Here is a 23,274-nt window from a genome sequence, read left to right as displayed (position 1 = left end):
CATGCTAATTTTCAAACGTTTGTTGCGCTGGGCTTTGATCCTGGCTTTTACCGGTTTGCTCTTGGCAGTCATTGCGGTTGGCGTGGCTTACTGGCTGATAGCTCCCCGGCTTCCCAATGTCGCGGAGCTCAAGGACTACCACATGCAGGTGCCCCTGCGGGTCCTGAGTGCCGACGGCAAACTGATCGCCAGTTTCGGCGAAACGCGGCGCATTCCTGTGACGATCTCCGCGGTGCCGGACCGACTCAAGCACGCCGTGCTCTCCGCCGAGGATGCGGATTTCTACAGCCATCCCGGCGTGGACTGGCACGGCATCGCCCGCGCCGGCTGGCACGTCATCGTGACCGGCGGCGACAAGGGTTCCGGCGGCTCGACGATCACCCAGCAGGTCGCCCGCAACTTCTTCCTGAGTCCGGAAAAACTGTACTCGCGCAAGCTCACCGAGATCTTCATCGCGCTGCGCATCGAGCATGAACTCAACAAGGACCAGATCCTTGAGCTATACCTCAACAAGATGTTCCTCGGTCATCGCTCCTACGGCGTGGCAGCCGCGGCGGAGTACTACTACGGCAAGACGCTGGACCAGCTGAGCGTGGCCGAATGCGCGCTGATCGCCTCCACGTTCCAGCTGCCCTCGGCGGTCAATCCGATCAACAGCCCCAAGCGGGCGATCGCCCGGCGTAACTGGGTGCTGAGCGAAATGCTGAAGCATGGCTACATCACCAAGCCGGTTTACGAGCAGTCGATCGCCGAGCCGAACCACGCCTACCCGCACGAGCAGGCCGTCGAGGTGGATGCCCCCTATCTGGCGGAAATGGTGCGGCGACAGGTGCTCGACCGTTTCGGCAATGACGCGCTCACCGAAGGCTATGTGGTGAAAACCACGGTGCAGAGCGGTCGCCAGCAGAACGCCGTGGATGCCGTACGCGATGGACTGATCGTGTATGACCACCGCCATGGCTGGCGCGGCCCCGAGGCCCACCAGGACCTGCCGGCCAACGCGGACGACGCGGAGTTCGACAACCTGCTCTCCAGCTACACCAGTGTTTCCGGCATGCAGCCCGGCGTGGTCACCGCCAGCGATGCCTCGCAGGCGACGGTTTATCTGTCCAGCCAGGAAAGTGTCAAGCTCGACCTCGCCGCGATGAGCTGGGCTCGCCCACATATCAATGACGACCGCGTGGGAGCCACGCCGACGCGGGTCGATGCGGTACTCAAGCGCGGTGACATCGTCCGGCTGGCGCACAACGACAAGGGTGAATGGGAGTTGGCGCAGATTCCTGCCGCACAGGCGGCACTGACGTCGATCAGCCCGGAAGACGGCTCGATCCAGGCCCTGGTCGGCGGCTTCAACTTCGTGCGCAGCAAGTTCAACCGTGCCGTGATGGCGGCGCGCCAGCCCGGCTCAAGCTTCAAACCCTATTTGTATTCCGGCGCATTCGAGCGCGGCTTCACCCCGGCCTCGATCATCAACGACGCGCCGCTGGCGCTGCCCGATCCGTCCAAGCCGAACGGCATCTGGACACCGTCCAACGATGACAACAAGTTCGCCGGACCGATGCGCCTGCGCGAAGCCCTGGTGCAGTCGAAGAACCTGGTGTCCGTACGCCTGCTCGACGCCGTCGGCGTGCGCTTCATCCGCGACTACGCCACCCGCTTCGGCTTTTCGCTCGACGCGATCCCGGCCAACCTGTCGATGGCCTTGGGTACCGCGTCGGTATCACCGATGAGCATGGCCCGCGGTTATGCGGTGTTCGCCAATGGCGGTTACCTGGTCACGCCGTATTTCATCCACGAGATCGACGACCGCAACGGCAAGCCGGTGTACGTGGCCAACCCTGCCCGCGCCTGCCGCAACTGCCAGGAGCGCCTGCTCGATACCCGGCCGCCCGGTCCGCCGCCAGCAGAAACCAACAAGGCACCGGCCAACAACCTGGTCGGCGCCAGCGCGGATCCGGCGGAGTCCAGCAGCGTCGACGGCGTCGGCGAAGCCGTGCTTCCGGCCGATGCGCATGGCGAGAATGCGCCGCCAGTGCTCGCCCCGCAGGTAATCGAGGCGCGCAACGACTACCTGATGGTCTCACTGATGAAGGACGTGATCCTGCGCGGTACCGGCTTTGCCGCCAAGGCTCTGGATCGCGCCGACCTGGCCGGCAAGACCGGATCCACCAACGACCATCGCGACGCCTGGTTCGTCGGCTTCAACGGCGACCTGTCGACCGCGGTATGGGTGGGCTTCGACAACTACAACTCGCTGGGCCATGGTGAATTCGGCGCCAAAGCCGCGCTGCCGATCTGGATGAGTTACATGGGTGCCGCGCTGAAGGACCTGCCACTGAGCACGTTGCCGATGCCGCCGGGAATCAGTACGGTACTGATCAACCGCCAGAATGGCCTGCCGACGGCGGCTGGCGATCCGGACGGCATGAACGAGATGTTCAAGGTGGAGGATGTCGATCGCCTGCGCAATCAGGCTGCCCAGCAGAAAGAGCAGGATGAGCAACGCGCCTACGACATCTTCTGAACCGCCCAGCAAGGGCGAGCGATTTCGCCCTGTTGCAACGACCGACCGATGAGGAGTGCGCCATGTCCCGAGGCGAACACCACCGCATCCACGCGCATGACCGGTTGCAGCGCAACCGCTTGCGCGTCGCCCAGGAAGCCGCGCGGCTGATGAGCGAACACGGCATCCGCGACTTCCACCATGCCAAACTGAAGGCTGCCGAGCGGCTCGGTATCCTGGACACGCAGTCGCTGCCACGCAATCTTGAAATCGAACAGGCGCTGCGTGAACACCAGCGCCTGTTTCAGGCCGACAGCCAGCCGCAGTTGTTGCGGCAACGGCGCGAAGCCGCCATGGAAGCCATGCGTTTCCTCACGCCCTTCGAGCCGCGGCTGGTCGGTGCCGTGCTCGAAGGGACCGCCGATGCGCATTCGGCGGTGTGCCTGCATGTGTTCAGCGATGACCCGGATGCGGTCGGGCTGTACCTGCGCGAACAGGGCGTGCCGGTCGAAAACCAGGTGCGCCGATTGCGGTACGGCCGCGAGGAGCAACCCGAGTACCCGGTATTGCTGTTCGCCGCCGACGAACTGCCGTTCGACCTCACCGTGCTGCCGCGCGATGCGTTGCGTCAGGCGCCACTGGACCGCGCCGACGACCGGCCGATGCGCCGCGCTTCGCTGGCCCAGGTGGAAATCCTGCTGGACGAGGATGACAACGATGGCTTCGAGCAACGCCTGAGCGCGGCATTGCGCTGAAGCTTTGTCGTATCAGGCCATCCCGGCCACATGAAAATGCCCCGGTCGAAGCCGGGGCATTTTTGTCGCACCAGTGCAAAGCGATGTGATCAGCGCTTGGCGGTCGGCACGTAATCGCGCACGTCCGAACCGGTGTAGATCTGGCGCGGGCGCCCGATCCGCGACCCGGGCGTTTCATGCTGTTCGATCCAATGGGCAATCCAGCCGGAAGTGCGCGCGATCGCGAACATCACGGTGAACATCTCGGTCGGGATGCCCAGCGCCTTGTAGATGATGCCGGAATAGAAATCGACGTTCGGATACAGCTTGCGCTCGACGAAATAGTCGTCCTTCAGCGCCGCCTCTTCCAGCTTCATCGCCACGTCCAGCAGCGGATCGTTGACGCCCAGTTCGGCCAGCACCTTGTGGCACATCTCGCGGATGATCTTGGCGCGCGGGTCGAAGTTCTTGTACACGCGATGGCCGAAACCCATCAGGCGGAAGCTGTCGTTCTTGTCCTTGGCGCGCAGGATCGCCGACTCGACGTTGTCCGGCGTGCCGATCTCTTCCAGCTGCTTGAGCACCGCCTCGTTGGCGCCGCCATGCGCGGGGCCCCACAACGCGGTGATGCCGGCGGCAATCGATGCGTACGGATTGGCGCCGGTGGAGCCGACCAGACGCACGGTCGAGGTAGAGGCGTTCTGCTCGTGGTCGGCGTGCAGGATGAACAGCAAGTCCAGCGCCTTGGCGGCGACCGGGTTCATTTGCAGCGGCTCGCTCGGCACCTCGAACATCATGTGCAGGAAGCGGTCGACGTATTCCAGGTTGTTGCGCGGATAGCGCAGCGGCCAGCCCACCGAGTAGCGGTAGCAGGCAGCGGCAATGGTCGGCATCTTGGCGATCAGGCGGATCGCGGCCAGCTTGCGGTCGGCCGGATCGTCCACGCTGAGGTCGTCGTGGTAGAACGCCGACAACGAAGCCACCGCCGCGGCCAGCATCGCCATCGGGTGTGCGTCGTGATGGAAGCCCTGAAAGAAGTTCTTCAGCGACTCGTGCATCATCGTGTGATGCGAGACGTCGTGCTCGAAAGTCTTGAATTCCTCCGGCTTGGGCAGCTCGCCATTGAGCAGGAGGTAAGCCACTTCGAGGAAGCTGGAGTTCGCCGCCAGCTGCTCGATCGGATAGCCGCGATACAGCAGCACGCCCTGGTCGCCATCGATATAGGTGATCGCGCTCTTGGTGCTGGCGGTGCTGCCGTAGCCGGGGTCGTAGGTGAAGTGGCCGGTGTCCTTGTACAGCGTGCCGATGTCGATGCACGCCGGGCCGAGCGTGCCATTGATCAGCGGCAATTCACTGCTGCGGTTGCTCGACTCATCCACCAGCTTGACGATCTTGGGATCGGACACGGAAACCTCCTTACATGTGGGTCACCACCGACTGCGGCCACACGAGTGCAGCGGCATCCGGCGAGGGAATACGGGCATCGCATGGCGGGGACAACATGCGACGCGACAGACGCTTCTGGCGTCTACTCACTCACCATTATCGCACAAGGCTCCCTCGACATTCGATGGCGAATGGTCGATGCCCGGGCACGAAAAAACACGGGGCAAGCCTGCGCTCGCCCCGTGTCTGGATTCGGATCTTTCCGGTCATCGCAAGGCGATGGCCGCTGCCGTCATTACTCTTTGACGGAGCCCGCATAGCGGCGACGGAACTTGTCGACGCGACCGCCGACGTCCAGCGTCTTCTGCTTGCCGGTGTAGAACGGGTGCGAATGGCTGGAGATATCCACCTTGATCAGCGGGTACTCATTGCCGTCTTCCCACTTGATGGTTTCCTTGCTGGACATGGTCGACTTGGTCAGGAACGCGAAGTCGGAGGACAGGTCCTGGAACACCACCGGGGTGTAGTTCGGATGGATATCAGGCTTCATGACAGACTCTAAAGCGGTGGTGAAAAGAGCGGCATTGTAACGAGGAACCCGCAGCCGCCGCAAGTCCGCGGCCGGCCGGACGCCGCATGCGATCAACCCTGCGCGCCCAAGGCACGCCGCACCATGGCGGCAAAGCGGGGCTGATCCACGTCCAGCACGATGTTCGCCTGCGCCGGGCGACCCAGGCGGGCCGCCCAGTCGACCACGGTGGCGCCACGGGTCAACCGGCCGTCCAGCTCGATCGCCACCGCCCGGGTCTCGCTGCGGGTGACGATCGAGGGGTCCAGCGCCACCGCCATCGCCAACGCGTCGGCGGCGACCAGGCCGCTGCGCTCGTGCGTCGCGTTGTAGCGGCGTGCGGTCATCACGATCCGGCCGAAGAACTCCGCGCGCTGGTCACCGTTCGCCAGCCAGCTGTCGAACTCCGCATCGTCGAAGGCATGCCGCAAGGTGGCTTCCCAATCGACCAGGTCGAACGACGGGAACGCCTCGAAAACGACGTGTGCCGCCTCCGGGTCAAAACCGATATTGAATTCCGCCGGCACGTTGCCGGTGTTGCCGTGCCCGGTGACCGCGCCACCCATCACCACCAGCCGCGCCACCCGCGCGGGCAACGTGGGATCGAGCCGCAACGCCAGCGCCAGATTGGTCAGCGGACCCAACGCCACCAGGGTCAGCTCGCCCGGCCGCTCACGGGTCAGCCGCAGCAGCGCCAGCGCCGCCGCCTCGTCGGCCAGCGGTGCGACCGGCTCGGGGAAACCGATGTCGCCGAAGCCATCCTGTCCGTGCACGAACGCGGCATCCTCTGCCGGTGCCCGCACCAGCGGCGTGGCGCAGCCGGCGAACACCGGCGTGGCCGCACCCACCAGGTCGACCAGGACGCGCGCGTTGCGCACGGTATGGGTCAACCCCACGTTGCCGGCGGCGATGCTGAGCCCGGCGACGTCGGCATGGGCGTAGGCCATCAGGATCGCCAGGGCGTCGTCGACACCCGGGTCGGTATCGATCAGGAGTTGCGGTCTGGTCATGGGGTACGGGCAGGTTGAGGTCAGCGCAACAGCTTAAAGGGAACACAGGGCGGGGAACAGGGAACGAAAACGAAGCCGCTCCGACGCCGCCCTCCCTGTCTCGCTTCACGCATGCACAAACCGTGCGGCACCGCCGATCCAGCGTTCGATCAGTTGTTCGGTTTGGCGCGGATGTTCCGCCAGCATGAGTCCACCGACCTGCTGCACCGCCGGTAGCAGGTGGGCGTCGCGGGTGAGGTCGGCGATGCGGAAGCTGAGCTGGCCGGTCTGGCGGGTGCCGAGCACTTCGCCCGGGCCGCGCAGTTCCAGGTCCTTTTCGGCAATGCGGAAACCGTCATTGGTATCGCGCATCACCTGCAGCCGCTCGCGCGCCAGCTGGCCCAGCGGGGGCTGGTACAGCAACACGCAGTTGGACGCCACGGCGCCACGGCCGACCCGGCCACGCAATTGGTGCAGTTGCGCCAGTCCGAGCCGCTCGCTGTTCTCGATCACCATCAGGCTGGCGTTCGGCACGTCGACGCCTACCTCGATCACCGTGGTCGCCACCAGCACGGCCAGTTCGCCGGCCTTGAACGCATCCATCACCGTCTGTTTTTCCTTCGGCTTCATGCGGCCGTGGATCAGGCCGACCTTGAAGCCGGCCAACGCGGCGGACAACTCGGCGTGCGCCACCTCGGCCGCCTGTGCACGCAGTTGCTCGGACTCCTCGATCAGCGTGCACACCCAATACACCTGGCGCCCCTCCCCGCAAGCAGCGTGGATGCGCTCGATCACCTCGACCCGCCGCGCGTTGGAAATCGCGATGGTTTGCACCGGCATGCGGCCGGGCGGTAATTCATCGATCGACGACACGTCCAGATCGGCATACGCGCTCATCGCCAGCGTGCGCGGGATCGGCGTGGCCGTCAGCACCAGCTGGTGCGGCACCCGTTCGCCCTCAGGCCCGCGCGGCTCGGCGCGAATCAGGCCCTTGTCCCTCAGCGCCAGCCGTTGTTGCACACCGAAGCGGTGTTGCTCGTCGACGATCACCAGGCCGAGCCGCGCAAACGCCACGCCTTCCTGCATCAAGGCATGTGTCCCGATCACCACCGGCGCACCACCCGCCACTCGTGCCAGTGCCTGCTGGCGCGCCTTGCCGGTGACCTTGCCGGCCAGCCATTCGACCTCGATGCCGAGTGGCTGCAGCCAGTGCCGGAAATTGCGCAGGTGCTGTTCGGCCAGCAATTCGGTCGGCGCCACCAACGCCACCTGATAACCCGCCTCGACCGCAGCCAGTGCCGCCCACGCCGCGACCACGGTCTTGCCGCTGCCGACGTCGCCCTGCACCAGACGCAACATCGGCTTGGTTTTGGTCAGATCGCGCGCGACTTCGACGGTAACCCGCTGCTGTGCGCCGGTCAGCTGGAACGGCAGTCCGCCCAGCAGCTGCCGACGCAATTCACCATCGCCACCCAGCTTCGGCGCACGCCGGCGACGCACCGCCGCGCGCATGCGCTTCAGGCTGAGGTGCTGGGTGAGCAATTCCTCGAACGCCAGCCGTTGTTGCGCCGGATGCCGACCGAGCATGAGCTGGCCCAGGTGGGCGTCGGGAGGCGGCCGGTGCACATAAAGCAGCGCGTCACGCAACGAGGTAAGGCCGTGCCGGTCGCACAGCTCGGGTGGAATCAGCTCCAGTTGCGCGGCCGGTGGCAGCAGCGCCAGCGCCTTGCCGATCACCCCGGCCAGCCGCTTCGGCCCCAACCCTTCGGTAGTCGGATAGATCGGGCTGAGCAAATCATCGACGGTCGCCGCCTCGCTCCCGCTCAGGCGCTGATAGTTCGGATGCACCATTTCCAGGCCTTGTGCGCCGTGGCGCACTTCGCCGTAGCAAAGCAATCGCGTGCCCGGCAGCAACTGCTCGGCCTGCGCCCGATTGAAATGGAAGAAGCGCAGCAGCAGGGTTTGCCGGCTGTCATCGCCCATCGCCACCTTCAACTGCGGGCGATAGCGGAACCCGCGCTCGACCGCCTCGACCACGCCTTCGACCTGCGCTCGATCACCCACTCGCAGGTCGGCGATCGCGGTGATTCGGGTCTTGTCCTCGTAACGCAGGGGCAGGTGGAACCAGAGATCCTGCACCCGCTCCAGCCCAAGCCGGGCCAGCGATGCGGCCAGTGCCGGACCGACGCCGGGCAGCGCGCCGACCGGCGTGAGGCCGGGGTCGGCGCCTGGGGCGGGGACGGGACGAACGGTGCGGGCGGCCATGACCTGCAAGCCTAACCGAGCATCGTGTTTTGTCGTAAGCCGTTAACCGGCAACGCGTGTCGGCGCAGGCCGCGCGAGACGATCAGTTCAGGCCTGTCGGATGAAACCGATCAGCCCAGCACCATCACCGCGTCGACTTCAACCTGCGCGGCCTTCGGCAGACCGGAGACCTCGATGGTGGAACGCGCCGGGTAAGGCTGCTGGAAGTACTCGGCCATCACCGCATTGACCGCGGCGAAGTTCGCCAGGTCGGTGACATAGATGCCGACGCGCACGATCTGCGCCAGCGAACCGCCAGCCGCGGCGGCCACGGCGGAAAGGTTGTCGAACACGCGTCGCGTCTGCACCGTGACGTCGCCTTCAACCAGCGCGCCAGTGGCCGGGTCCAGTGGAATCTGACCGGAGAAATAGACCGTGTCACCAGCGCGTACCGCCTGCGAATACGGGCCGATCGCGGCCGGAGCCTGTTCAGTGGCAATGATGCTGCGGGGCATGAAATTTCCTCGGACTCGGGAATGGGGAATCGAAGGTTATCGCGCCATCAGCCGTATGCATACTTTCGTCGTGCCGGGACACTGAACCATTTCCGGCTCTGCATGCCCAGGCCCGGCTCACAACGGGTAGCGGTATGCCCCGCTCACCACACCGGTGCGACGCACGCGGCGGATCACGTCGGCCAGATGCTTGCGGCTTTTCACTTCCATCGCGAACAACAGGGTTGCAGCGGCGGAGTCGCGCTCGACGTATTCCACGTTCTCGATGTTCGAGTCCGCCGCGGCGATCGCGGCGGCCACGGTGGCCAGCACGCCGGGGCGATTGATCACCTCGATGCGCAGTTCGGCATGGTAGTCGCCCTGCACGTTGCGGTCCCACTCGATCGCCACGCAGCGCTCGGGCGACTTGCGCAACTCGATCACGTTCGGGCATTCCTCGCGGTGCACCACGATGCCCTTGCCCGAGGACAGGTAGCCGACGATGTCGTCGCCAGGCAACGGATGGCAGCAATTGGCGAAGCTGAGCACGCCGCGTTCGGCGCCGGTGATGCGGATCTTCTCGTGCGCATGCTGCGATACCGGCAGCTTGCCGGCCTTCTTGCCTCGCGATGCCAGCAACTGGCTGGCCACCACATCGGGCATGCGGTTGCCCAGCGCGATATCGGACAGCAATTCCTCCAGCCGCTTGAGCTTGGAGGTTTCCAGGAACCGGTCCAGCACCGCTGGTGGAATGCCGTCGAGGCTGCTGCCCTGGGCATCCAGTGCGCGGTCGAGCATGCGATGGCCGAAGTCGACCGCATCCTCGTGCTGCAGGTGCTTCAGGTATTGGCGAATCGCGGTGCGCGCCTTGCCGGTGACGACCACTTCCAGCCAGGCCGGATTCGGCACCGCCGACGGCGCCGTGATGATTTCCACCAGCTGGCCCGATTCGAGTTTCGTGCGCAGCGGCAGCAGTTTCTTGTCGACGCGCGCGGCGACCGCGTGGTCGCCCACGTCGGTGTGCACGGCGTAGGCAAAGTCCAGCGCCGTGGCATTGCGCGGCAACGAAAGAATGTGACCTCGCGGGGTGAACAGATAGACCTCATCGGGGAACAGGTCGATCTTGACGTTCTCGATGAATTCCGACGACGAAACGGTATTCGCCGAGCTGTCGACCAGCGAGGACAGCCATTCGCGCGCCCGCGCCTGCGCGCTGTTGGCCGGACCGCTGTCGGTCTTGTAGGCCCAGTGCGCGGCGACCCCGCGTTCGGCCACCGAATCCATCTCGGCGGTGCGGATCTGCACTTCGATCGGCGCACCGAACGGCCCCAGCAGCACCGTATGCAACGACTGGTAGCCGTTCGCCTTGGGAATCGCGATGAAATCCTTGAAGCGGCGATCGACCGGCTTGTACAGCGCATGCACCATGCCGAGCGCCATGTAGCAGCTCATCGCGCTGTCGACGACGACGCGGAATCCATAGACGTCCATCAGCTGCGTGAAGCTCTTGTGCTCGCCGTGCATCTTCGAATAGATGCTCCACGGCGATTTGATCCGGCCGACCACGTGAGCCGCCAGATGGTCGCTGGCCAGCCGCGCGGCCAACGCCGTCTCGATCTTGCCCATCGCTTCGCGGCGGTTGCCGATCGCGGCGCGGATGCGCTCGCTGATCACCCGGTAACGGTCCGGATACAACGCGCGAAAGCCGAGGTCCTGCAACTCCGCCTTGAATTTGTTCATGCCAAGGCGCTGCGCGATCGGCGCGAAGATCTCCAGCGTTTCGCGGGCGATGCGGCGGCGCGAGCCGGCATCCTTGGCGCCCAGCGTGCGCATGTTGTGCAGCCGGTCGGCCAGCTTGATCAGGATCACCCGGATATCGCGCGCCATCGCCAGCAGCATCTTGCGGAAACTTTCCGCGTCCGCTTCCTGGCGGCTGCCAAAACGCATCTTGTCCAGCTTGGTGACGCCATCGACCAGCTCGGCCACGACTTCCCCGAACTCCTCAGCCAGCGCTTCGCGGCTGAGCTCGGTGTCTTCGAGGGTGTCGTGAAGAATCGCCGCGATGATGGTCTCGGCGTCCAGCCCCAGTTCGGCAAGGATGCCGGCCACCGCCACCGGGTGCGTGATGTACGGCTCGCCGCTCTTGCGCTCCTGCCCGGCATGCGCCTGCGCGCCGATCAGGAAGGCACGCAGCACGCGTTCGACTTGCGCCTCGGGCAGATAGGCAATGCGCTCTTTCAACGCCAGCACATACGGCGGCAACGCGGACAAGTCGACCGGAGCGAGATGCATGGCCGCGGTCATCGGGAAGAGCGCCGACTCAGGCGCCCACCTCGCGGCAGGAACCACCAGCGACTGCCGGACGCACGATAGCCATCACACCGGGCTTGCCGGTGTGGCCGACGTGCGTTCTACAGCAGCCGCCGTCCATCAGTCGTCGCCGCCCTTGGACAGGTCGTCGTCAACCTCGGCGGCAGCCCATTCCAGCGCCTCGCGCTCGGCGCGCTCGCGCTCGGCCTTGTCGATCTGGTCGATGGTGGCCTGGTCGATGCGGCGGGCGGCGATCTCGCGCAGCGCCAGCACGGTCGGCTTGTCGTGATCGGGATTGACCGCCGGCTCGGCACCCTTTTCCAGCTGGCGTGCGCGCTTGGTCGCCATCAACACCAGTTCGAAACGGTTGTCGACTACCTCGAGGCAGTCCTCCACGGTGATACGTGCCATGCGAAATCCTCAAAGAATAAAATGACTTATATGGTCTGACAGTGTAGCCAGCAGCCGCTTTGCTGGCAATGCGGCCGGCGCGTATGATGGCGGGCTGGCCAAAGTACGGCGAAAGCGCGCCGAAAGCCGTGCAAGATATAAAACCAGACAGTACAATTATACCGTTTCCTCGACGCGAACCCCCTGCACGATGTCCTCACAGCTTCGATTCCCCCTATTGGGCCGCTGGTTACCCGTGCTTGCGTTGGCGTTGCTGGCCGGCTGCACGATCGCCAAACCGCGCACCGACGATCCGCTGGAGAAATACAACCGCGGCGCCTACAAATTCAACGATGCGGTGGACAAGGCAGTGATCCGCCCGGTCGCCCTGGGTTACCGCAGGGTGACCAATCCGCCGGTGCGCCGCTCGTTCAGCGACTTCTTCACCAATATCCGCATGCCGATCACCGTCGCCAACGATCTGCTGCAGGCGCGCCCGAAGCAGGCGCTGCAGAGCACCGGCCGGTTCCTGGTCAACCTGACCCTGGGTATCGGCGGATTCTTCGACCCGGCCAGCCAGCTCGGCCTGCCGCTGGAGGACAACGACTTTGGCGTCACCCTGGCGCGCTGGGGTGCTCCGGAAGGCGACTACCTGATGCTGCCGCTTCTCGGCCCCAGCACCGTTCGCGATATCTGGCAGCGGCCGGTGGACAGCTATTTCTTCGATCCACTCAACCTGTTTGCCAACAACCACCACTACCACGGCCTGCAATACCTGCCGCAGGCGATGTACCTGGTGACCATCCGCTCGCGCGCCATCGATGCGGAAGGCTTTCTGCAATCCGCCTACGACCCCTACGTATTCATCCGTGACGCGTACCGGCAGCAGCGTCTGTACAAGATCTACGACGGCAACCCGCCGGTCGGGGTGATCCAGCAGATGCAGGGTCTGGACGAGCAGAATTTCGATCCGGAACAGTTGCTGGACCAGCAGCACCAGTGGGAAACCAAGCATCCGGACCAGGCGACCCAGAAACCCTAGGTCTTTCGTTACGGATCGCGAACACAAAAAAGGGGCCGAACGGCCTCTTTTCGTTAGCCATGACCCTGGCGGATCAGGCAACCAGACGATCCACCTCGCAGACCTGTGCCAGCGCCTGCATGCCGGCCGGCATGTGGACGATCTGCAGTGGCTGCCGGCGCCGCGCCGCATCGGCAGTCACCGCCAGCACGCAGGCGAGCCCGGCGCTGTCGCTGCGGCTGACCCCGGACAGGTCGAGCCGCTCCACGCCGCCACGCGCCAGCGCGGATCCGATCGCCTGCAACGCCGCTGCCGCGGTTCCGAAGCTCAGTTCACCGCTCACGCCCAGCGTGGCCGGTGTAGCCGTGTCCAGCTGAAAGCCGCTTCCAGCCATCTCGGTCACGGTGTGTCCTTGTTGTCCTTGGCCATCGTTTCCAACGCCTTCGAGCCCTGGGTTTCCAGGTTCGCGATCAACTTGTCGATGCCGACCTTGCGAATCTCCGCGTCCACCTGGTTGCGGTAATTGGTGACGTAGGAGATGCCCTCGATCATCACGTCATAGGCTTTCCAGTCGCCACTGCGGCTCTTGCGGAAGGCATAGTCGATCGAGACCAGCTTGCCGTCGTCCAGCACCACCTGGGTGCGTACCACGGTGCGCTTGTCGTTGAGGTCGCCACTGAACGGCAGCACCTTGACCCGGCCGCGCGTGTAATTCAGCAGGCCTTCGGCGTAACGATGGGTGATCGAGTTGTAGAACGCCTTGGCGAAGCGCTCGCGCTGCGCCGGAGTGGCCTCGCGGGCGTGCTGGCCGAGAACCAGGATCGAGGCGTAGTCGAGATCGAAGTGCGGCAGGAACACCTCATCGATGACGCTGATGAGCTTTTCCTGGTTGTGCTTCAACTCGTCGCGATGACCTTCGATGGCCGTGGCGAGCTGGTCGGCGATGCTCTGCACGACCTGCGCCGGGGTCTGCAGGGCAGACGCGGATGCGGCAGCCGGTGCAGCGTCCTGGGCGGCACCCAGGGCAAACGCCGCCGGAGCGACGACGATGATGCCGAATGCGACGGCGGTGACAAGAGCCAGTCTGCGCAACATGGAGAACTCCTTGAAGGGGAAGCCGGCTTATGGCTTGCCGGCGGGGGTATCGGATTTGCCGTTGCCGGCATCCTTCTTGTCTGAAGGCGAACCATTGACCAGGAACTTGCCGATCAGGTCCTCCAGCTGCATCGCGGACTGGGTCAGGATCATCTCGTCGCCTTCCTTGAGCACGTCCGGCGAGCCGCCGGGCTGGATCGCAACATACTGAGTGCCGATCAAACCGCTGGTGAACACCGCAGCGGCCGAATCGTCGGGAATCGCGTTGTAGCGCTTGTCGATCGACAGCACCACATCGGCGTTCAACTTGACCGGATCGGCATGCACCGACTGCACGCTGCCGATCACCACACCGGCCATCTTCACCGGCGCACCGGCCGAGAGCGAGCCGACATTGCCGAAACCCGCTTTCACCGTGTAGCTGCCGCTGACGTTGTCGACGACGCCACCGCCGCCGAAGAACTTGCTCAGCATTTCCTCCAGCGGCTGGGTCGACTTGGTCCGCGCCAGCGTGCCGCCAGCCGCCACGGCCTGCTTCGCGCTGCCGTACTGGATGCCCACGTACTGGTCGCCGAGCAGGCCGCTGGTGAAGATCGTCGCCACCGAATCCTGCGGAATCTTGTCGTAGCTCTTGTCGATCGACAGCTTCACGTCGGCCACGTCACGGCCCGGTTTCAGCGTGATCGACTGCACCTGGCCCACACGCACGCCGGCGATCTTCACCGGTGCACGCTCCTTCAGCTGGCCGATGTTGGTGAACTGGGCCTCGACGGCATAGCTGTCGCCCTGATGCACGTTTGCCACGGAGCTGGTCTGGGTCGCCAGGTAGGCCAGCGCGGCGAAGCCGAGCACGATGAACAGGCCGGTGCCGACGGCATACGAACTTCTCTGTTGGCTCACGGCAGAATCCTCGAAAAACAATGGGTCATGGCAGTCACATCAGGAAAGCGGTAAGGACGAAGTCCAGCGCCAGGATCGCGATCGACGAAGCGACCACGGTGCGGGTGGTGGCGTAGGCCACGCCCTCGCTGGTCGGCGGCGTGGTGAAGCCCTGGAACACGGCGATCAACGACACCACCGCACCGAACGCCAGGCTCTTGAGCAGCACGCCGTTGACGATGTCGGTGCGCACATCCACCACCGCGGTCATGTTCGACCAGAACGTGCCATTGTCAATGCCGAGCCAGGTCACGCCGACCAGGTGGCCGCCGAACACGGCCATGGCGCAGAACACGCAGCACAGCAGCGGCATCGCGATCAGGCCAGCCAGGAAACGCGGCGTGGCGACGTAGGCAATCGGGTCGACCGCCATCATCTCCATCGCGTCGATCTGGTCGGTGGCGCGCATCAGTCCGATCTCGGCGGTGATCGAGGTGCCGGCACGACCGGCGAACAGCAGCGCGGTGACCACCGGACCCAGTTCGCGATAGACCGACAGCGCCACCACCATGCCGCTGGCCGAGGTACCGCCAAAGATCGACAGCACGTGGTACAGCTGCAGCATCAACACCATGCCGACGAACAGGCCGCAGACCATGATGATGGTCAGGCTCATCGCGCCGACGAACCACAACTGGCGGATCGTCTCGCGGTAGTAACGCATGCTGCGCGGGATCGCCGCCAGCAGGGTCAACAAGAACAGCCCGCTGGCCCCGATCTGCGCCAGCGACTGGGTCACTACATTGTTGCGTTGCGGTTCGCGCGCGCTCATTTCACCGCTCCGACAAAGCCCAGCGCCTCGGCGTAATCGTCGGCCGGGTATTGGAACGGCACCGGGCCGTCCGCCTCGCCGCCGAAGAACTGTCGCGTCCACGGCGAGCCGTCGTTGGCGATGGTCTTCGGGTCGCCCTGCGCCACCACCTTGCCGTTGGCAATCAGGAACACGTGGTCGGCAATGCGCTTGACCGCTTCGATTTCGTGCGCCACCAGCACACTGGTGATGCCCAGGGTTTCATTGAGCGTGCGGATCAGCTTCAGCACCTGGTTCAGCGCCACCGGATCGAGTCCCACGAAGGGCTCGTCGTACAGGATCAGCATCGGATCGAACACGATGGCCCGCGCCAGCGCCACGCGCCGCGCCATGCCGCCGGAGAGTTCGTTCGGCATCAACCGTGCGGCGCCGCGCAGGCCCACGGCCTGCAGCTTCAGCAGCACCAGGTTGCGGATCAGCACTTCGGGCAATTTCGTGTGCTGACGCAGCGGAAACGCCACGTTCTCGAATACGTCGAAATCGGTCAGCAAGGCGGAGTTCTGGAACAGGTAACCGATGCCTTCGCGCAACTTGTACAACTGCTCGCGCGACATTCCTGCCACATCCCCGCCGTTGACAAGGATGGTGCCGGCGTCGGCGTGCATCTGCCCGGTGATGTGCTTGAGCAGGGTCGTCTTGCCGGTGCCGCTGGGGCCCATGATCGCGGTGACCTTGCCGCGCGGGATATCCAGATCCAGCGCGTCGAAGATGGTCTTGCCGTTGAGCACCGTGGTCAGGCCACGGATCCGCACCAGGGTGGGATCGTCAGGCGGTGGTCGGACAACTGGGGTCATGGAGGCTTCGGTCACAAAAGAAGACAAGGTAATGGAACCACACCGACAACACCATGCAACACGCGCTGCCTTCTCGCAGGAGCCCGCTGGCGGGCGATGCTCTGCCGCACCCCCGAGAAAGAGCATCGCCCGCCAGCGGGCTCCTACGAGGCGAGCAATTCGTCAATCAACACCTCGTGCCGCTGCCACTGCAACGCACTGCGCAGGCGCACGGCCCGCACGATGGCCTGCAGGTCGGCCAGCGCCACATCGAATGCGTCGTTCACCAGGATGTAGTCGAACTCGTGCGCGTGGGCGATCTCGCCACGTGAATTGCGCAGCCGGCGATCGATCACCTCGGCACTGTCCGAGCCGCGGCCGCGCAGGCGCCGCTCAAGCTCCACCCGTGACGGCGGCAGGATGAACACGCTGACGCAGTCGGGCTTGCTGAGGCGGATCTGCTGCGCGCCCTGCCAGTCGATCTCCAGCAAGACGTCCCTGCCCTGCGTCAGCAACTCCTGCACCGTGGTGCGCGAGGTGCCATAGAGATTGCCATGCACTTCGGCATGTTCGAGAAAAATGCCCTCGGCGATCTCGCGCTCAAACCCCGCGCGCTCGACGAAGTAGTAATGCCGCCCGTACGTTTCGCCGACCCGCGGCGGCCGCGTGGTGTGCGATACCGACAGCGAGATCGCCGGCTCACGCTCGAGCAGTGCGTTGACCAGGGTCGATTTGCCGGCACCGGAAGGTGCGGCGACCACGAACAGAGTGCCTTGCAGCGGGGCGTTCATTCGATGTTCTGCACCTGCTCGCGCATCTGTTCGATCAGCACCTTCAGCTCGACCGCCGCGTTGGTGCTGCGGGTATCGACCGACTTGGAACCCAGCGTATTGGCCTCGCGGTTGAATTCCTGCATCAGGAAATCCAGGCGGCGACCGACCGGCTCCTTCAACCCCAGCACACGGCGCGTTTCGCCGATATGCGTGCTGAGACGGTCCAGTTCCTCATCGACGTCGGTGCGGGTGATCTGCAATACCAGCTCCTGCTCCAGCCGGCCCGGTTCGATCGGCTGCTTGAGGTCGGCCAGCCGGGTTTCCAGTCGCGTGCGCAGCGCGGCGCGGATCTGCGGCATCCAGCCGCGCACATCGGCGACCACGCGTTCGATGGCATCGAGCTTGTCGCGCAGGATCTCGCCGAGCTTCTCGCCCTCGCGCTCGCGGGTGGCGGTGAGTGCATCCAGTGCCCGATCGAGTACGTCGAACAGCGCTACCTGTTGCGTGTCGGCGTCGACCTCGGCCTGCTGCAGCACGCCGGGAAAGCGCAGCAATTCAGTGAAGTGCACCTGCAGGCTGGGAAACAACGCGGCCAGGTCCAGGTTCAGCTCCGACAAACGCGACAACAGCGCGCTGTTGACCTGAAGTGAATCGCTGCGTGCGTCGCCGCCGCGCAGCCGCACCGTGAGATCCAGCTTGCCGCGCGACAATTTTGCCGCGACCCGTTCGCGCAATGACGATTCAAAACCGCGCAATTCGTCCGGCAAACGCGGGCTCAGTTCCAGATAACGGTGGTTGACCGTGCGCAGTTCGCAGCTGAGCGTTCCGGCGGGACCGGTGGTTTCAGCGCTGGCATAGGCCGTCATGCTGCGGATCATCGTGGCGCCGTCCGGACGTGGGAAAAGAGCGCAATGGTAAACTCTCCGCCTCGCCTTGCCCAATCCGGCAGGCCCCCAGCCAGGATTCCCCATGAACTCCGTCATCCGCCCCAGCGGCCGCGCCAGCGACCAGCTGCGCGCCGTCACCATCGAACGCCACTACACCCGCCACGCCGAGGGTTCGGTCCTGGTGAGCTTCGGCGACACCCGCGTGCTGTGCACCGCCAGCATCGAGGATCGCGCGCCGGCCTGGCTGCGCGGCAAGGGCGAAGGCTGGGTCACCGCCGAATACGGCATGCTGCCGCGTGCCACCAACACCCGCACCCAGCGCGAAGCGGCGCGCGGCGGCCAGGGCGGCCGCACCATGGAAATCCAGCGGCTAATCGGCCGCAGCCTGCGCGCCTGCGTCAACCGGCAGGCACTGGGCGAACGCGTGATCACCCTGGACTGCGACGTGCTGCAGGCCGACGGCGGCACCCGCACCGCGGCCATCACCGGCGCCTACGTGGCCCTGGTCGACGCGGTGAACCTGCTGATGAAGCGCGAGAACCTGAAACGCAACCCGGTCGTCGGCGCGATCGCCGCCGTCTCCGTTGGCATCTACAAGGGACAGCCCATGCTCGATCTCGACTACGCGGAGGATTCCGACTGCGACACCGACATGAACGTGGTGATGAACGACGGTGGCGGCTTCATCGAGATCCAGGGCACCGCCGAAGGCCACGCGTTTCGGCGCGATGAAATGGATGCGCTGCTGGCACTGGCCGAAAAAGGCATCGGCGAGTTGGTCATGGCGCAACGCGCAGCGCTGGCGCAGGTCTGAACCCGATGTCGCGCATCGTCCTGGCCAGCAGCAACCCGGGCAAGCTGAAGGAATTCGGCGCGCTCCTCGCCGACAGCGGCCTTGAGGTCATCACCCAGGCCAGTCTGGGTGTCGACGACGCCGAAGAGACGGGTCTGACCTTCGTCGAGAATGCGCTGCTGAAAGCGCGCCACGCGGCGCAGGCCAGCGGCCTGCCCGCGCTGGCCGACGACTCGGGGCTGTGCGTGGATCACCTGCACGGCGCGCCGGGCCTCTATTCGGCGCGCTACAGCGGCGGCCATGGCGATGCCGTGGCCAACAACGCCAAACTGTTGCGCGAACTCGACGGCGTGCCGACCGAACAGCGCGGCGCGTTCTTCATCGGCGTGCTCGTGTTGCTGCGCCATCCCGAAGATCCGGCGCCGCTGATCGCCGAAGCGCGCTGGCATGGACGCATCCTCACCGAAGGCCGCGGTAGCGGCGGTTTCGGTTACAACCCCGTATTTCTGCCCGAAGGTCACGAGCAAAGCATCGCCGAGATGGACGACGCGTTGAAGAACCGGCTCAGCCACCGCGGCCAGGCGCTGGCACTGCTGCGCGACCGGCTGCACGAACTGCGCGCATGAGCCTGCTCGCGCCACCGCTGTCGCTGTACATCCACATGCCGTGGTGCGTGAAGAAGTGCCCGTACTGCGATTTCAACTCGCACGGCCTGCGCAGCGAACCACCACCCTACGCCGACTACATCGACCACCTGCTGGCCGACCTCGATGCCGACCGGGTCGACTTTGCCGCGGCACTCCAGGACCGCCCGGTCATCAGCATCTTCTTCGGCGGCGGCACGCCGAGCCTGTTCTCGCCGGAGCTGATCGACCGTTTGCTCGACGGCGTGCGCACTCGCCTGCCACTGGCCACCGACGCCGAAATAACCCTGGAAACCAACCCTGGCACGGTCGAGCACGGCCGTTTCGACGGCTATCTGGCAGCCGGCGTCAACCGCATCTCGTTCGGCGTGCAGAGCTTCGACGACGACAAACTGAAACGGCTCGGCCGCATTCACAGTGCCAGCGAAGCGGAGGCCGCGGTGAAATCGGCACAGGACGCGGGCTACACCAATATCAACCTCGACCTGATGTACGCGCTTCCGCAGCAGACCCTGGACGGCGCACTGGCCGACGTGGAGCGCGCCGTGGCGCTGGCACCCACGCACGTCTCGCACTACCAGCTAACCCTGGAGCCGAATACCGCGTTCGCCGCCAACCCGCCGCCGCTGCCCGACGACGACCACGCCTGGGCGATGCAGGAAGCGTGCGAAGCGCGCCTCGCCGCGGCCGGCTACGGCCAGTACGAAATCTCCGCCTACGCACGACCGGGCCGACGCTGCGTGCACAACCTCAACTATTGGCAGTTCGGCGATTACCTCGGCATCGGTGCCGGCGCGCACGGCAAACTCAGCGATGCGACCACTGGCCAGGTGCATCGGCGCTGGAAAACCCGCCATCCGCGCGCTTTCCTGGAAGCCGCCGGCGGTTCCGCGCGCATCGGCGGCGACAACGTCGTCGACGCAACCGAACTGCCATTCGAGTACATGTTGAACGCGCTGCGGCTGATCGACGGCGTGCCGCTGGCCGCCTTCGCCGAGCGCACCGGGCTGCCGCCCGAGCGCATCGCCGCCGCACTGGCCAATGCGCGCCGGCGCGGCTGGCTGCACGATGATCCGCAGCATTTGCACACCACGGCGCTGGGCCAGCGATTCCTGAACGATGTGATCGCCAGCTTTCTCGACTGAGCGCCCGTCGGCCTGCACATGGCATAGCCGCCACAACCGGCATAGACTTGCCCTTTCGGGGGAATACACGGGTTTCTTGCATGGATGTCGAACACGACCGACGTCGTTCGCTTGCGTCGTATCAGGGCGTGCGCTCCAGCAACGGCCGCTGGCCCGTGCGTGCGCAACAGCTGTTCGAGACCAGCTACACACTGTGTGTGGAAGGGCTGCACGGACCGTTGCGACATTGTCTGGGCGAATTCGAACAGCAGTTGTTCGCGCTGGCCGAACGCGCGCGCCGCCCGAGCGAACAGCAGGACTGCTTCGCCAGCCGCCAGCGCGTGCTGCAAGGCCGCGCCACGTTCGAGCGGCGCTTCATGGAAGCGCTGGGCATCGCGCTCAACGACATCGACGCTGCCGCCGCCAAACCGGATGCTGCCCTCGATGCGAAACCATGGCAGTCACTGGAGCTGGTCGACCCCGCCGAGCAGGAGCTCTCGATGGCGCTCGAGCAACTGGGTGCCCGCGGTGAAGTCCGTCACAGCAGCGTGTTGTACGAGCTCGGCTATCGACTGGCGGTACTGATCGGCGCGCCGCCACTGGAGGGCCAGGCTCTGCCACTGGGACCGCACGCGCTGGCGCAGGCATGTCTGCAGGCCAGTGCCGAACTGGAACTTCCGCGGCAGCATCAGCTGCTGTTGCTGCAGCACTTCGATCAATGCGTCATCCAGTCGCTGGCGCCGTTGTACGCCAGCATCAATGCACACTTGCAGGCCGACGGCATCCTGCCGCAGCTGCGCAGCATTCCGATTCCGCGCCATATCGGCAAACGGGCACGCCCGGTCGCCGGCGAAACCACTGCGCTTGCCGAGGAGGCGCAACCCGCCGACAACGCTGCTGCTGCTGCCGCTGCCGCACCCGGCGCCAGTTCCGGCGGCTCGATCGAAGTACTGGAATCGCTGCGTGATCTGCTCGCCCAACGACGTGCCGACCAGGGTGGAACGGGCAATTCCGTCGGACGCGCTGCCAGCGAAGACGAACTGCAGGCGGCGCTCGGCGCATTGCAACAGCATCTGGCCCAGGTCACCGATCATGCCAGCCGCGAGTTGCGCAGCGCCGGACGACTGCGCGAGGAACTGCTGACCCAGCTCAACCTCGGCAAGCCCAGCGGAGCGCCGGCCACCCAGCTGAGCGGCGAACAGGGCGATACGGTGGAGCTCGTCGCCGGCCTGTTCGAGCAACTCGGCCAGCAACTGCAACAGGGCGGCAATGCGCGCCACCTGCTCAGCGAACTGCAACTGCCGGTGTTGCGCATGGCCGTCGCCGATCACGCGTTTTTCGAGAAGCGCGAGCATCCGGCGCGCCAGCTGCTGGACACGGTCGCCGCCGCGGCCAACGACTGGCTCGACGGCAGCGACGACGAAAGCAACCGGCCGCTGGCGAACAAGCTCGAACAACTGGTCAGCCGCGCGAACCAGGAGCCACCCAGCGCGGGCCTGTACACCACGCTCCTGGCCGACATCGAACACCACCTCGCCCTGCTCACCCGCAAGGCGCAAGCGGCCGAACGTCGCCACGTGGAAGCCGCACAAGGTCGCGAGCGGCTGGACCAGGCGCGCCACCGTGCCGGCGAACTGATGGCCGAACGCTTTGCGCAATCGCCCCCACGCGGCCTGTTGCGTGCGCTGCTGGACCGGGCCTGGTCGGACGTACTGGCGCTGACGTTGTTGCGTCATGGCGAGGACAGCGACGCCTTTGGCGCACAGCTGGCCATCACCGACCAGCTGCTCGGCCGGCTGCCCGCGGGCGATCGCGAGAAGTTGCAGGAAAACGTGGAGAACGGCCTGCAGCAGATCGGCATGCATGCCGAGGAAGCCGAGCAGGTCGCGCAACGGCTGCTTGGCGCGGGTACGCCCGATCCCGCGGTGGAGCTGCCCAGCGCCACCGATCTCGCACTGCGCCTGAAACAGCATCAGCGCCTGGGCGAACAACAATCCGTCCCGCGCGAGCCGGTGGCCGCCCATCCTCCAGCCCAGACGCCGGAGCCCAGCCCGCGTGAACGACGGATCGAGCAGCACCTGCGCGACGTGCCGTTCGGCAGCTGGTTCGAATTCATCGATCCGGGCACCGGGCAGATTGTCCGGCGCAAGCTGGCCTGGTACTCGCCCATGTCCGGACGATGCTTGCTGGTCAGCCGCCGCGGCCAGCGCGGCGAGGAGATGAGCCTGGCCCAGCTGGCTCACGAGATCGCCGGAGGTCGCGTATGCGAAGTGATCGAACAGCGCGAGAGCCTGCTCGACCGTGCCTGGCGCAGCTTCACAGGGAGCCTGCGCCAACGTCCGGATGGCGCCAAACACCCCCATGCACCGGAGCCCACTCGCCGATGAGTCCGCATGACAGCAACCAGCGCCGCGCGGAACGCAAGCGCGCCGCCACCAACGCCATCGTCACCGATGTGATCAGCGGCATGCCGCTCGGGCACCTGGGCAATCTTTCCAGCAGTGGCATGTTGCTCATCAGCGAGCGGGAGCCACGCAGCGAAGCGCTTTATCAGGTCAGCCTGAGCCTCCCCGGCAGCGGCCGGTTGCTGACGCAATCGCAACCGATCGAACTTGGCATCCAGGAGCAGTGGCACGAACCCGCGGCCAGCTCCGGCCAGGTCTGGGCCGGTTATCGGATCGTGGCGATTACCGACACCGACGCTGCCCGCCTCGAGAGCTGGCTGGGACAAGCCTGACGCTTCACTGGCAGTGGCGGTGCTTGCGCGGCATCATGGACGCTGCTCTTCCTCCCCTT

The 23,274-nt window shown here is 65.4% G+C and carries 22 protein-coding genes; 8 read left to right on the top strand and 14 right to left on the bottom strand.

The window, feature by feature from the left end:
• Position 1: 1 nt before the first annotated feature.
• Both ACPPVV_RS03230 and ACPPVV_RS03225 read left to right on the top strand, forming a co-directional pair.
• On the top strand, positions 2-2,524 hold the full coding sequence (locus ACPPVV_RS03230) for a penicillin-binding protein 1A (RefSeq protein ID WP_426702040.1): 2,523 nt from the start codon (positions 2-4) through the stop codon (positions 2,522-2,524).
• 62 nt (positions 2,525-2,586) lie between these two features.
• On the top strand, positions 2,587-3,258 hold the full coding sequence (locus ACPPVV_RS03225) for a hypothetical protein (RefSeq protein WP_426702039.1): 672 nt from the start codon (positions 2,587-2,589) through the stop codon (positions 3,256-3,258).
• 89 nt (positions 3,259-3,347) lie between these two features.
• Here ACPPVV_RS03225 and ACPPVV_RS03220 read toward each other — a convergent pair whose 3' ends face one another.
• The 7 genes from ACPPVV_RS03220 to rpoZ form a co-directional block, all read right to left on the bottom strand.
• Positions 3,348-4,643 carry a citrate synthase gene (locus ACPPVV_RS03220; RefSeq protein WP_426702038.1) on the bottom strand — a complete coding sequence of 432 codons (1,296 nt, stop codon included), beginning with the start codon at positions 4,641-4,643 and terminating at the stop codon, positions 3,348-3,350.
• Between the two features lie 275 nt (positions 4,644-4,918).
• Positions 4,919-5,173 carry a type B 50S ribosomal protein L31 gene (locus tag ACPPVV_RS03215; protein WP_426702037.1) on the bottom strand — a complete coding sequence of 85 codons (255 nt, stop codon included), beginning with the start codon at positions 5,171-5,173 and terminating at the stop codon, positions 4,919-4,921.
• Between the two features lie 92 nt (positions 5,174-5,265).
• Positions 5,266-6,201 (bottom strand): nucleoside hydrolase, encoded by a 936-nt coding sequence (locus ACPPVV_RS03210; RefSeq protein WP_426702036.1) that lies wholly within the window; start codon positions 6,199-6,201, stop codon positions 5,266-5,268.
• A 105-nt stretch (positions 6,202-6,306) separates the two neighbouring features.
• Positions 6,307-8,445, bottom strand: coding sequence for an ATP-dependent DNA helicase RecG (recG, locus tag ACPPVV_RS03205; RefSeq protein ID WP_426702035.1), 2,139 nt, complete (start codon positions 8,443-8,445; stop codon positions 6,307-6,309).
• 110 nt (positions 8,446-8,555) lie between these two features.
• The gene (locus ACPPVV_RS03200; protein ID WP_426702034.1) at positions 8,556-8,939 is read right to left on the bottom strand and encodes a Rid family detoxifying hydrolase; all 384 of its coding nucleotides are present in this window, start codon (positions 8,937-8,939) and stop codon (positions 8,556-8,558) included.
• A gap of 117 nt (positions 8,940-9,056) precedes the next feature.
• Entirely contained in the window at positions 9,057-11,222 is a 2,166-nt protein-coding gene (locus ACPPVV_RS03195; RefSeq protein WP_426702033.1) for a RelA/SpoT family protein, read from the bottom strand.
• A gap of 126 nt (positions 11,223-11,348) precedes the next feature.
• Positions 11,349-11,639 carry a DNA-directed RNA polymerase subunit omega gene (gene rpoZ, locus ACPPVV_RS03190; protein WP_007509529.1) on the bottom strand — a complete coding sequence of 97 codons (291 nt, stop codon included), beginning with the start codon at positions 11,637-11,639 and terminating at the stop codon, positions 11,349-11,351.
• Positions 11,640-11,829: 190 nt separating this feature from the next.
• On the opposite strand from rpoZ, the gene ACPPVV_RS03185 reads away from it, so the two are divergent.
• On the top strand, positions 11,830-12,660 hold the full coding sequence (locus tag ACPPVV_RS03185; RefSeq protein WP_426702032.1) for an MlaA family lipoprotein: 831 nt from the start codon (positions 11,830-11,832) through the stop codon (positions 12,658-12,660).
• A gap of 73 nt (positions 12,661-12,733) precedes the next feature.
• Here ACPPVV_RS03185 and ACPPVV_RS03180 read toward each other — a convergent pair whose 3' ends face one another.
• From ACPPVV_RS03180 to ACPPVV_RS03150, 7 genes are all read right to left on the bottom strand, one after another.
• Positions 12,734-13,033 carry an STAS domain-containing protein gene (locus ACPPVV_RS03180; protein ID WP_426703152.1) on the bottom strand — a complete coding sequence of 100 codons (300 nt, stop codon included), beginning with the start codon at positions 13,031-13,033 and terminating at the stop codon, positions 12,734-12,736.
• Between the two features lie 5 nt (positions 13,034-13,038).
• Positions 13,039-13,734: an MlaC/ttg2D family ABC transporter substrate-binding protein gene (locus tag ACPPVV_RS03175; RefSeq protein WP_426702031.1), complete on the bottom strand. Its 696-nt coding sequence runs from the start codon at positions 13,732-13,734 to the stop codon at positions 13,039-13,041.
• Between the two features lie 27 nt (positions 13,735-13,761).
• A complete protein-coding gene (mlaD, locus tag ACPPVV_RS03170; protein ID WP_426702030.1) occupies positions 13,762-14,634 on the bottom strand; it encodes an outer membrane lipid asymmetry maintenance protein MlaD in 873 nt (290 codons plus the stop codon).
• Between the two features lie 34 nt (positions 14,635-14,668).
• Positions 14,669-15,445, bottom strand: coding sequence for a lipid asymmetry maintenance ABC transporter permease subunit MlaE (mlaE, locus tag ACPPVV_RS03165; protein ID WP_426702029.1), 777 nt, complete (start codon positions 15,443-15,445; stop codon positions 14,669-14,671).
• Positions 15,442-16,278, bottom strand: a complete 837-nt coding sequence (locus ACPPVV_RS03160) for an ABC transporter ATP-binding protein (protein WP_426702028.1) — start codon at positions 16,276-16,278, stop codon at positions 15,442-15,444. Before ACPPVV_RS03160 ends, mlaE begins: the two co-directional genes overlap by 4 nt.
• A 143-nt stretch (positions 16,279-16,421) precedes the next feature.
• Positions 16,422-17,048 (bottom strand): guanylate kinase, encoded by a 627-nt coding sequence (gene gmk / locus ACPPVV_RS03155; RefSeq protein WP_426702027.1) that lies wholly within the window; start codon positions 17,046-17,048, stop codon positions 16,422-16,424.
• A complete protein-coding gene (locus tag ACPPVV_RS03150) occupies positions 17,045-17,908 on the bottom strand; it encodes a YicC/YloC family endoribonuclease (protein ID WP_426702026.1) in 864 nt (287 codons plus the stop codon). Before ACPPVV_RS03150 ends, gmk begins: the two co-directional genes overlap by 4 nt.
• Positions 17,909-17,999: 91 nt before the next feature.
• Here ACPPVV_RS03150 and rph point away from each other — a divergent pair, with 91 nt between their 5' ends.
• The 5 genes from rph to ACPPVV_RS03125 all read left to right on the top strand — a co-directional run bounded on the left by rph (position 18,000) and on the right by ACPPVV_RS03125 (position 23,215).
• On the top strand, positions 18,000-18,731 hold the full coding sequence (gene rph / locus ACPPVV_RS03145; protein WP_426702025.1) for a ribonuclease PH: 732 nt from the start codon (positions 18,000-18,002) through the stop codon (positions 18,729-18,731).
• A 5-nt stretch (positions 18,732-18,736) separates the two neighbouring features.
• On the top strand, positions 18,737-19,336 hold the full coding sequence (gene rdgB / locus ACPPVV_RS03140) for an RdgB/HAM1 family non-canonical purine NTP pyrophosphatase (RefSeq protein WP_426702024.1): 600 nt from the start codon (positions 18,737-18,739) through the stop codon (positions 19,334-19,336).
• Positions 19,333-20,499 (top strand): radical SAM family heme chaperone HemW, encoded by a 1,167-nt coding sequence (gene hemW / locus ACPPVV_RS03135; protein WP_426702023.1) that lies wholly within the window; start codon positions 19,333-19,335, stop codon positions 20,497-20,499. The genes rdgB and hemW overlap by 4 nt, the downstream gene beginning before the upstream one ends.
• Positions 20,500-20,579: 80 nt before the next feature.
• On the top strand, positions 20,580-22,865 hold the full coding sequence (locus ACPPVV_RS03130) for a DUF1631 family protein (RefSeq protein ID WP_426702022.1): 2,286 nt from the start codon (positions 20,580-20,582) through the stop codon (positions 22,863-22,865).
• The gene (locus ACPPVV_RS03125) at positions 22,862-23,215 is read left to right on the top strand and encodes a PilZ domain-containing protein (protein WP_426702021.1); all 354 of its coding nucleotides are present in this window, start codon (positions 22,862-22,864) and stop codon (positions 23,213-23,215) included. Before ACPPVV_RS03130 ends, ACPPVV_RS03125 begins: the two co-directional genes overlap by 4 nt.
• Positions 23,216-23,274 lie beyond the last annotated feature (59 nt).

Origin of the sequence: Rhodanobacter sp. Col0626 (assembly GCF_049994385.1) — a bacterium.
In the GTDB taxonomy this organism is placed as follows: Bacteria; Pseudomonadota; Gammaproteobacteria; order Xanthomonadales; family Rhodanobacteraceae; genus Rhodanobacter.
This window is presented reverse-complemented; position numbering and strand designations above follow the sequence as displayed.

What these genes read in the sequence shown, in the direction of transcription:
- ACPPVV_RS03230 (WP_426702040.1), top strand. Translation starts at nt 2, where the DNA reads ATGCTAATTTTCAAACGTTTGTTGCGCTGGGCTTTGATCCTGGCTTTT.
- ACPPVV_RS03225 (WP_426702039.1), top strand. Translation starts at nt 2,587, where the DNA reads ATGTCCCGAGGCGAACACCACCGCATCCACGCGCATGACCGGTTGCAG.
- ACPPVV_RS03215 (WP_426702037.1), bottom strand. Translation starts at nt 5,173, where the DNA reads ATGAAGCCTGATATCCATCCGAACTACACCCCGGTGGTGTTCCAGGAC.
- ACPPVV_RS03210 (WP_426702036.1), bottom strand. Translation starts at nt 6,201, where the DNA reads ATGACCAGACCGCAACTCCTGATCGATACCGACCCGGGTGTCGACGAC.
- recG (WP_426702035.1), bottom strand. Translation starts at nt 8,445, where the DNA reads ATGGCCGCCCGCACCGTTCGTCCCGTCCCCGCCCCAGGCGCCGACCCC.
- ACPPVV_RS03200 (WP_426702034.1), bottom strand. Translation starts at nt 8,939, where the DNA reads ATGCCCCGCAGCATCATTGCCACTGAACAGGCTCCGGCCGCGATCGGC.
- ACPPVV_RS03195 (WP_426702033.1), bottom strand. Translation starts at nt 11,222, where the DNA reads ATGACCGCGGCCATGCATCTCGCTCCGGTCGACTTGTCCGCGTTGCCG.
- rpoZ (WP_007509529.1), bottom strand. Translation starts at nt 11,639, where the DNA reads ATGGCACGTATCACCGTGGAGGACTGCCTCGAGGTAGTCGACAACCGT.
- ACPPVV_RS03185 (WP_426702032.1), top strand. Translation starts at nt 11,830, where the DNA reads ATGTCCTCACAGCTTCGATTCCCCCTATTGGGCCGCTGGTTACCCGTG.
- ACPPVV_RS03180 (WP_426703152.1), bottom strand. Translation starts at nt 13,033, where the DNA reads ATGGCTGGAAGCGGCTTTCAGCTGGACACGGCTACACCGGCCACGCTG.
- ACPPVV_RS03175 (WP_426702031.1), bottom strand. Translation starts at nt 13,734, where the DNA reads ATGTTGCGCAGACTGGCTCTTGTCACCGCCGTCGCATTCGGCATCATC.
- mlaE (WP_426702029.1), bottom strand. Translation starts at nt 15,445, where the DNA reads ATGAGCGCGCGCGAACCGCAACGCAACAATGTAGTGACCCAGTCGCTG.
- ACPPVV_RS03160 (WP_426702028.1), bottom strand. Translation starts at nt 16,278, where the DNA reads ATGACCCCAGTTGTCCGACCACCGCCTGACGATCCCACCCTGGTGCGG.
- gmk (WP_426702027.1), bottom strand. Translation starts at nt 17,048, where the DNA reads ATGAACGCCCCGCTGCAAGGCACTCTGTTCGTGGTCGCCGCACCTTCC.
- ACPPVV_RS03150 (WP_426702026.1), bottom strand. Translation starts at nt 17,908, where the DNA reads ATGATCCGCAGCATGACGGCCTATGCCAGCGCTGAAACCACCGGTCCC.
- rph (WP_426702025.1), top strand. Translation starts at nt 18,000, where the DNA reads ATGAACTCCGTCATCCGCCCCAGCGGCCGCGCCAGCGACCAGCTGCGC.
- rdgB (WP_426702024.1), top strand. Translation starts at nt 18,737, where the DNA reads ATGTCGCGCATCGTCCTGGCCAGCAGCAACCCGGGCAAGCTGAAGGAA.
- hemW (WP_426702023.1), top strand. Translation starts at nt 19,333, where the DNA reads ATGAGCCTGCTCGCGCCACCGCTGTCGCTGTACATCCACATGCCGTGG.
- ACPPVV_RS03130 (WP_426702022.1), top strand. Translation starts at nt 20,580, where the DNA reads ATGGATGTCGAACACGACCGACGTCGTTCGCTTGCGTCGTATCAGGGC.
- ACPPVV_RS03125 (WP_426702021.1), top strand. Translation starts at nt 22,862, where the DNA reads ATGAGTCCGCATGACAGCAACCAGCGCCGCGCGGAACGCAAGCGCGCC.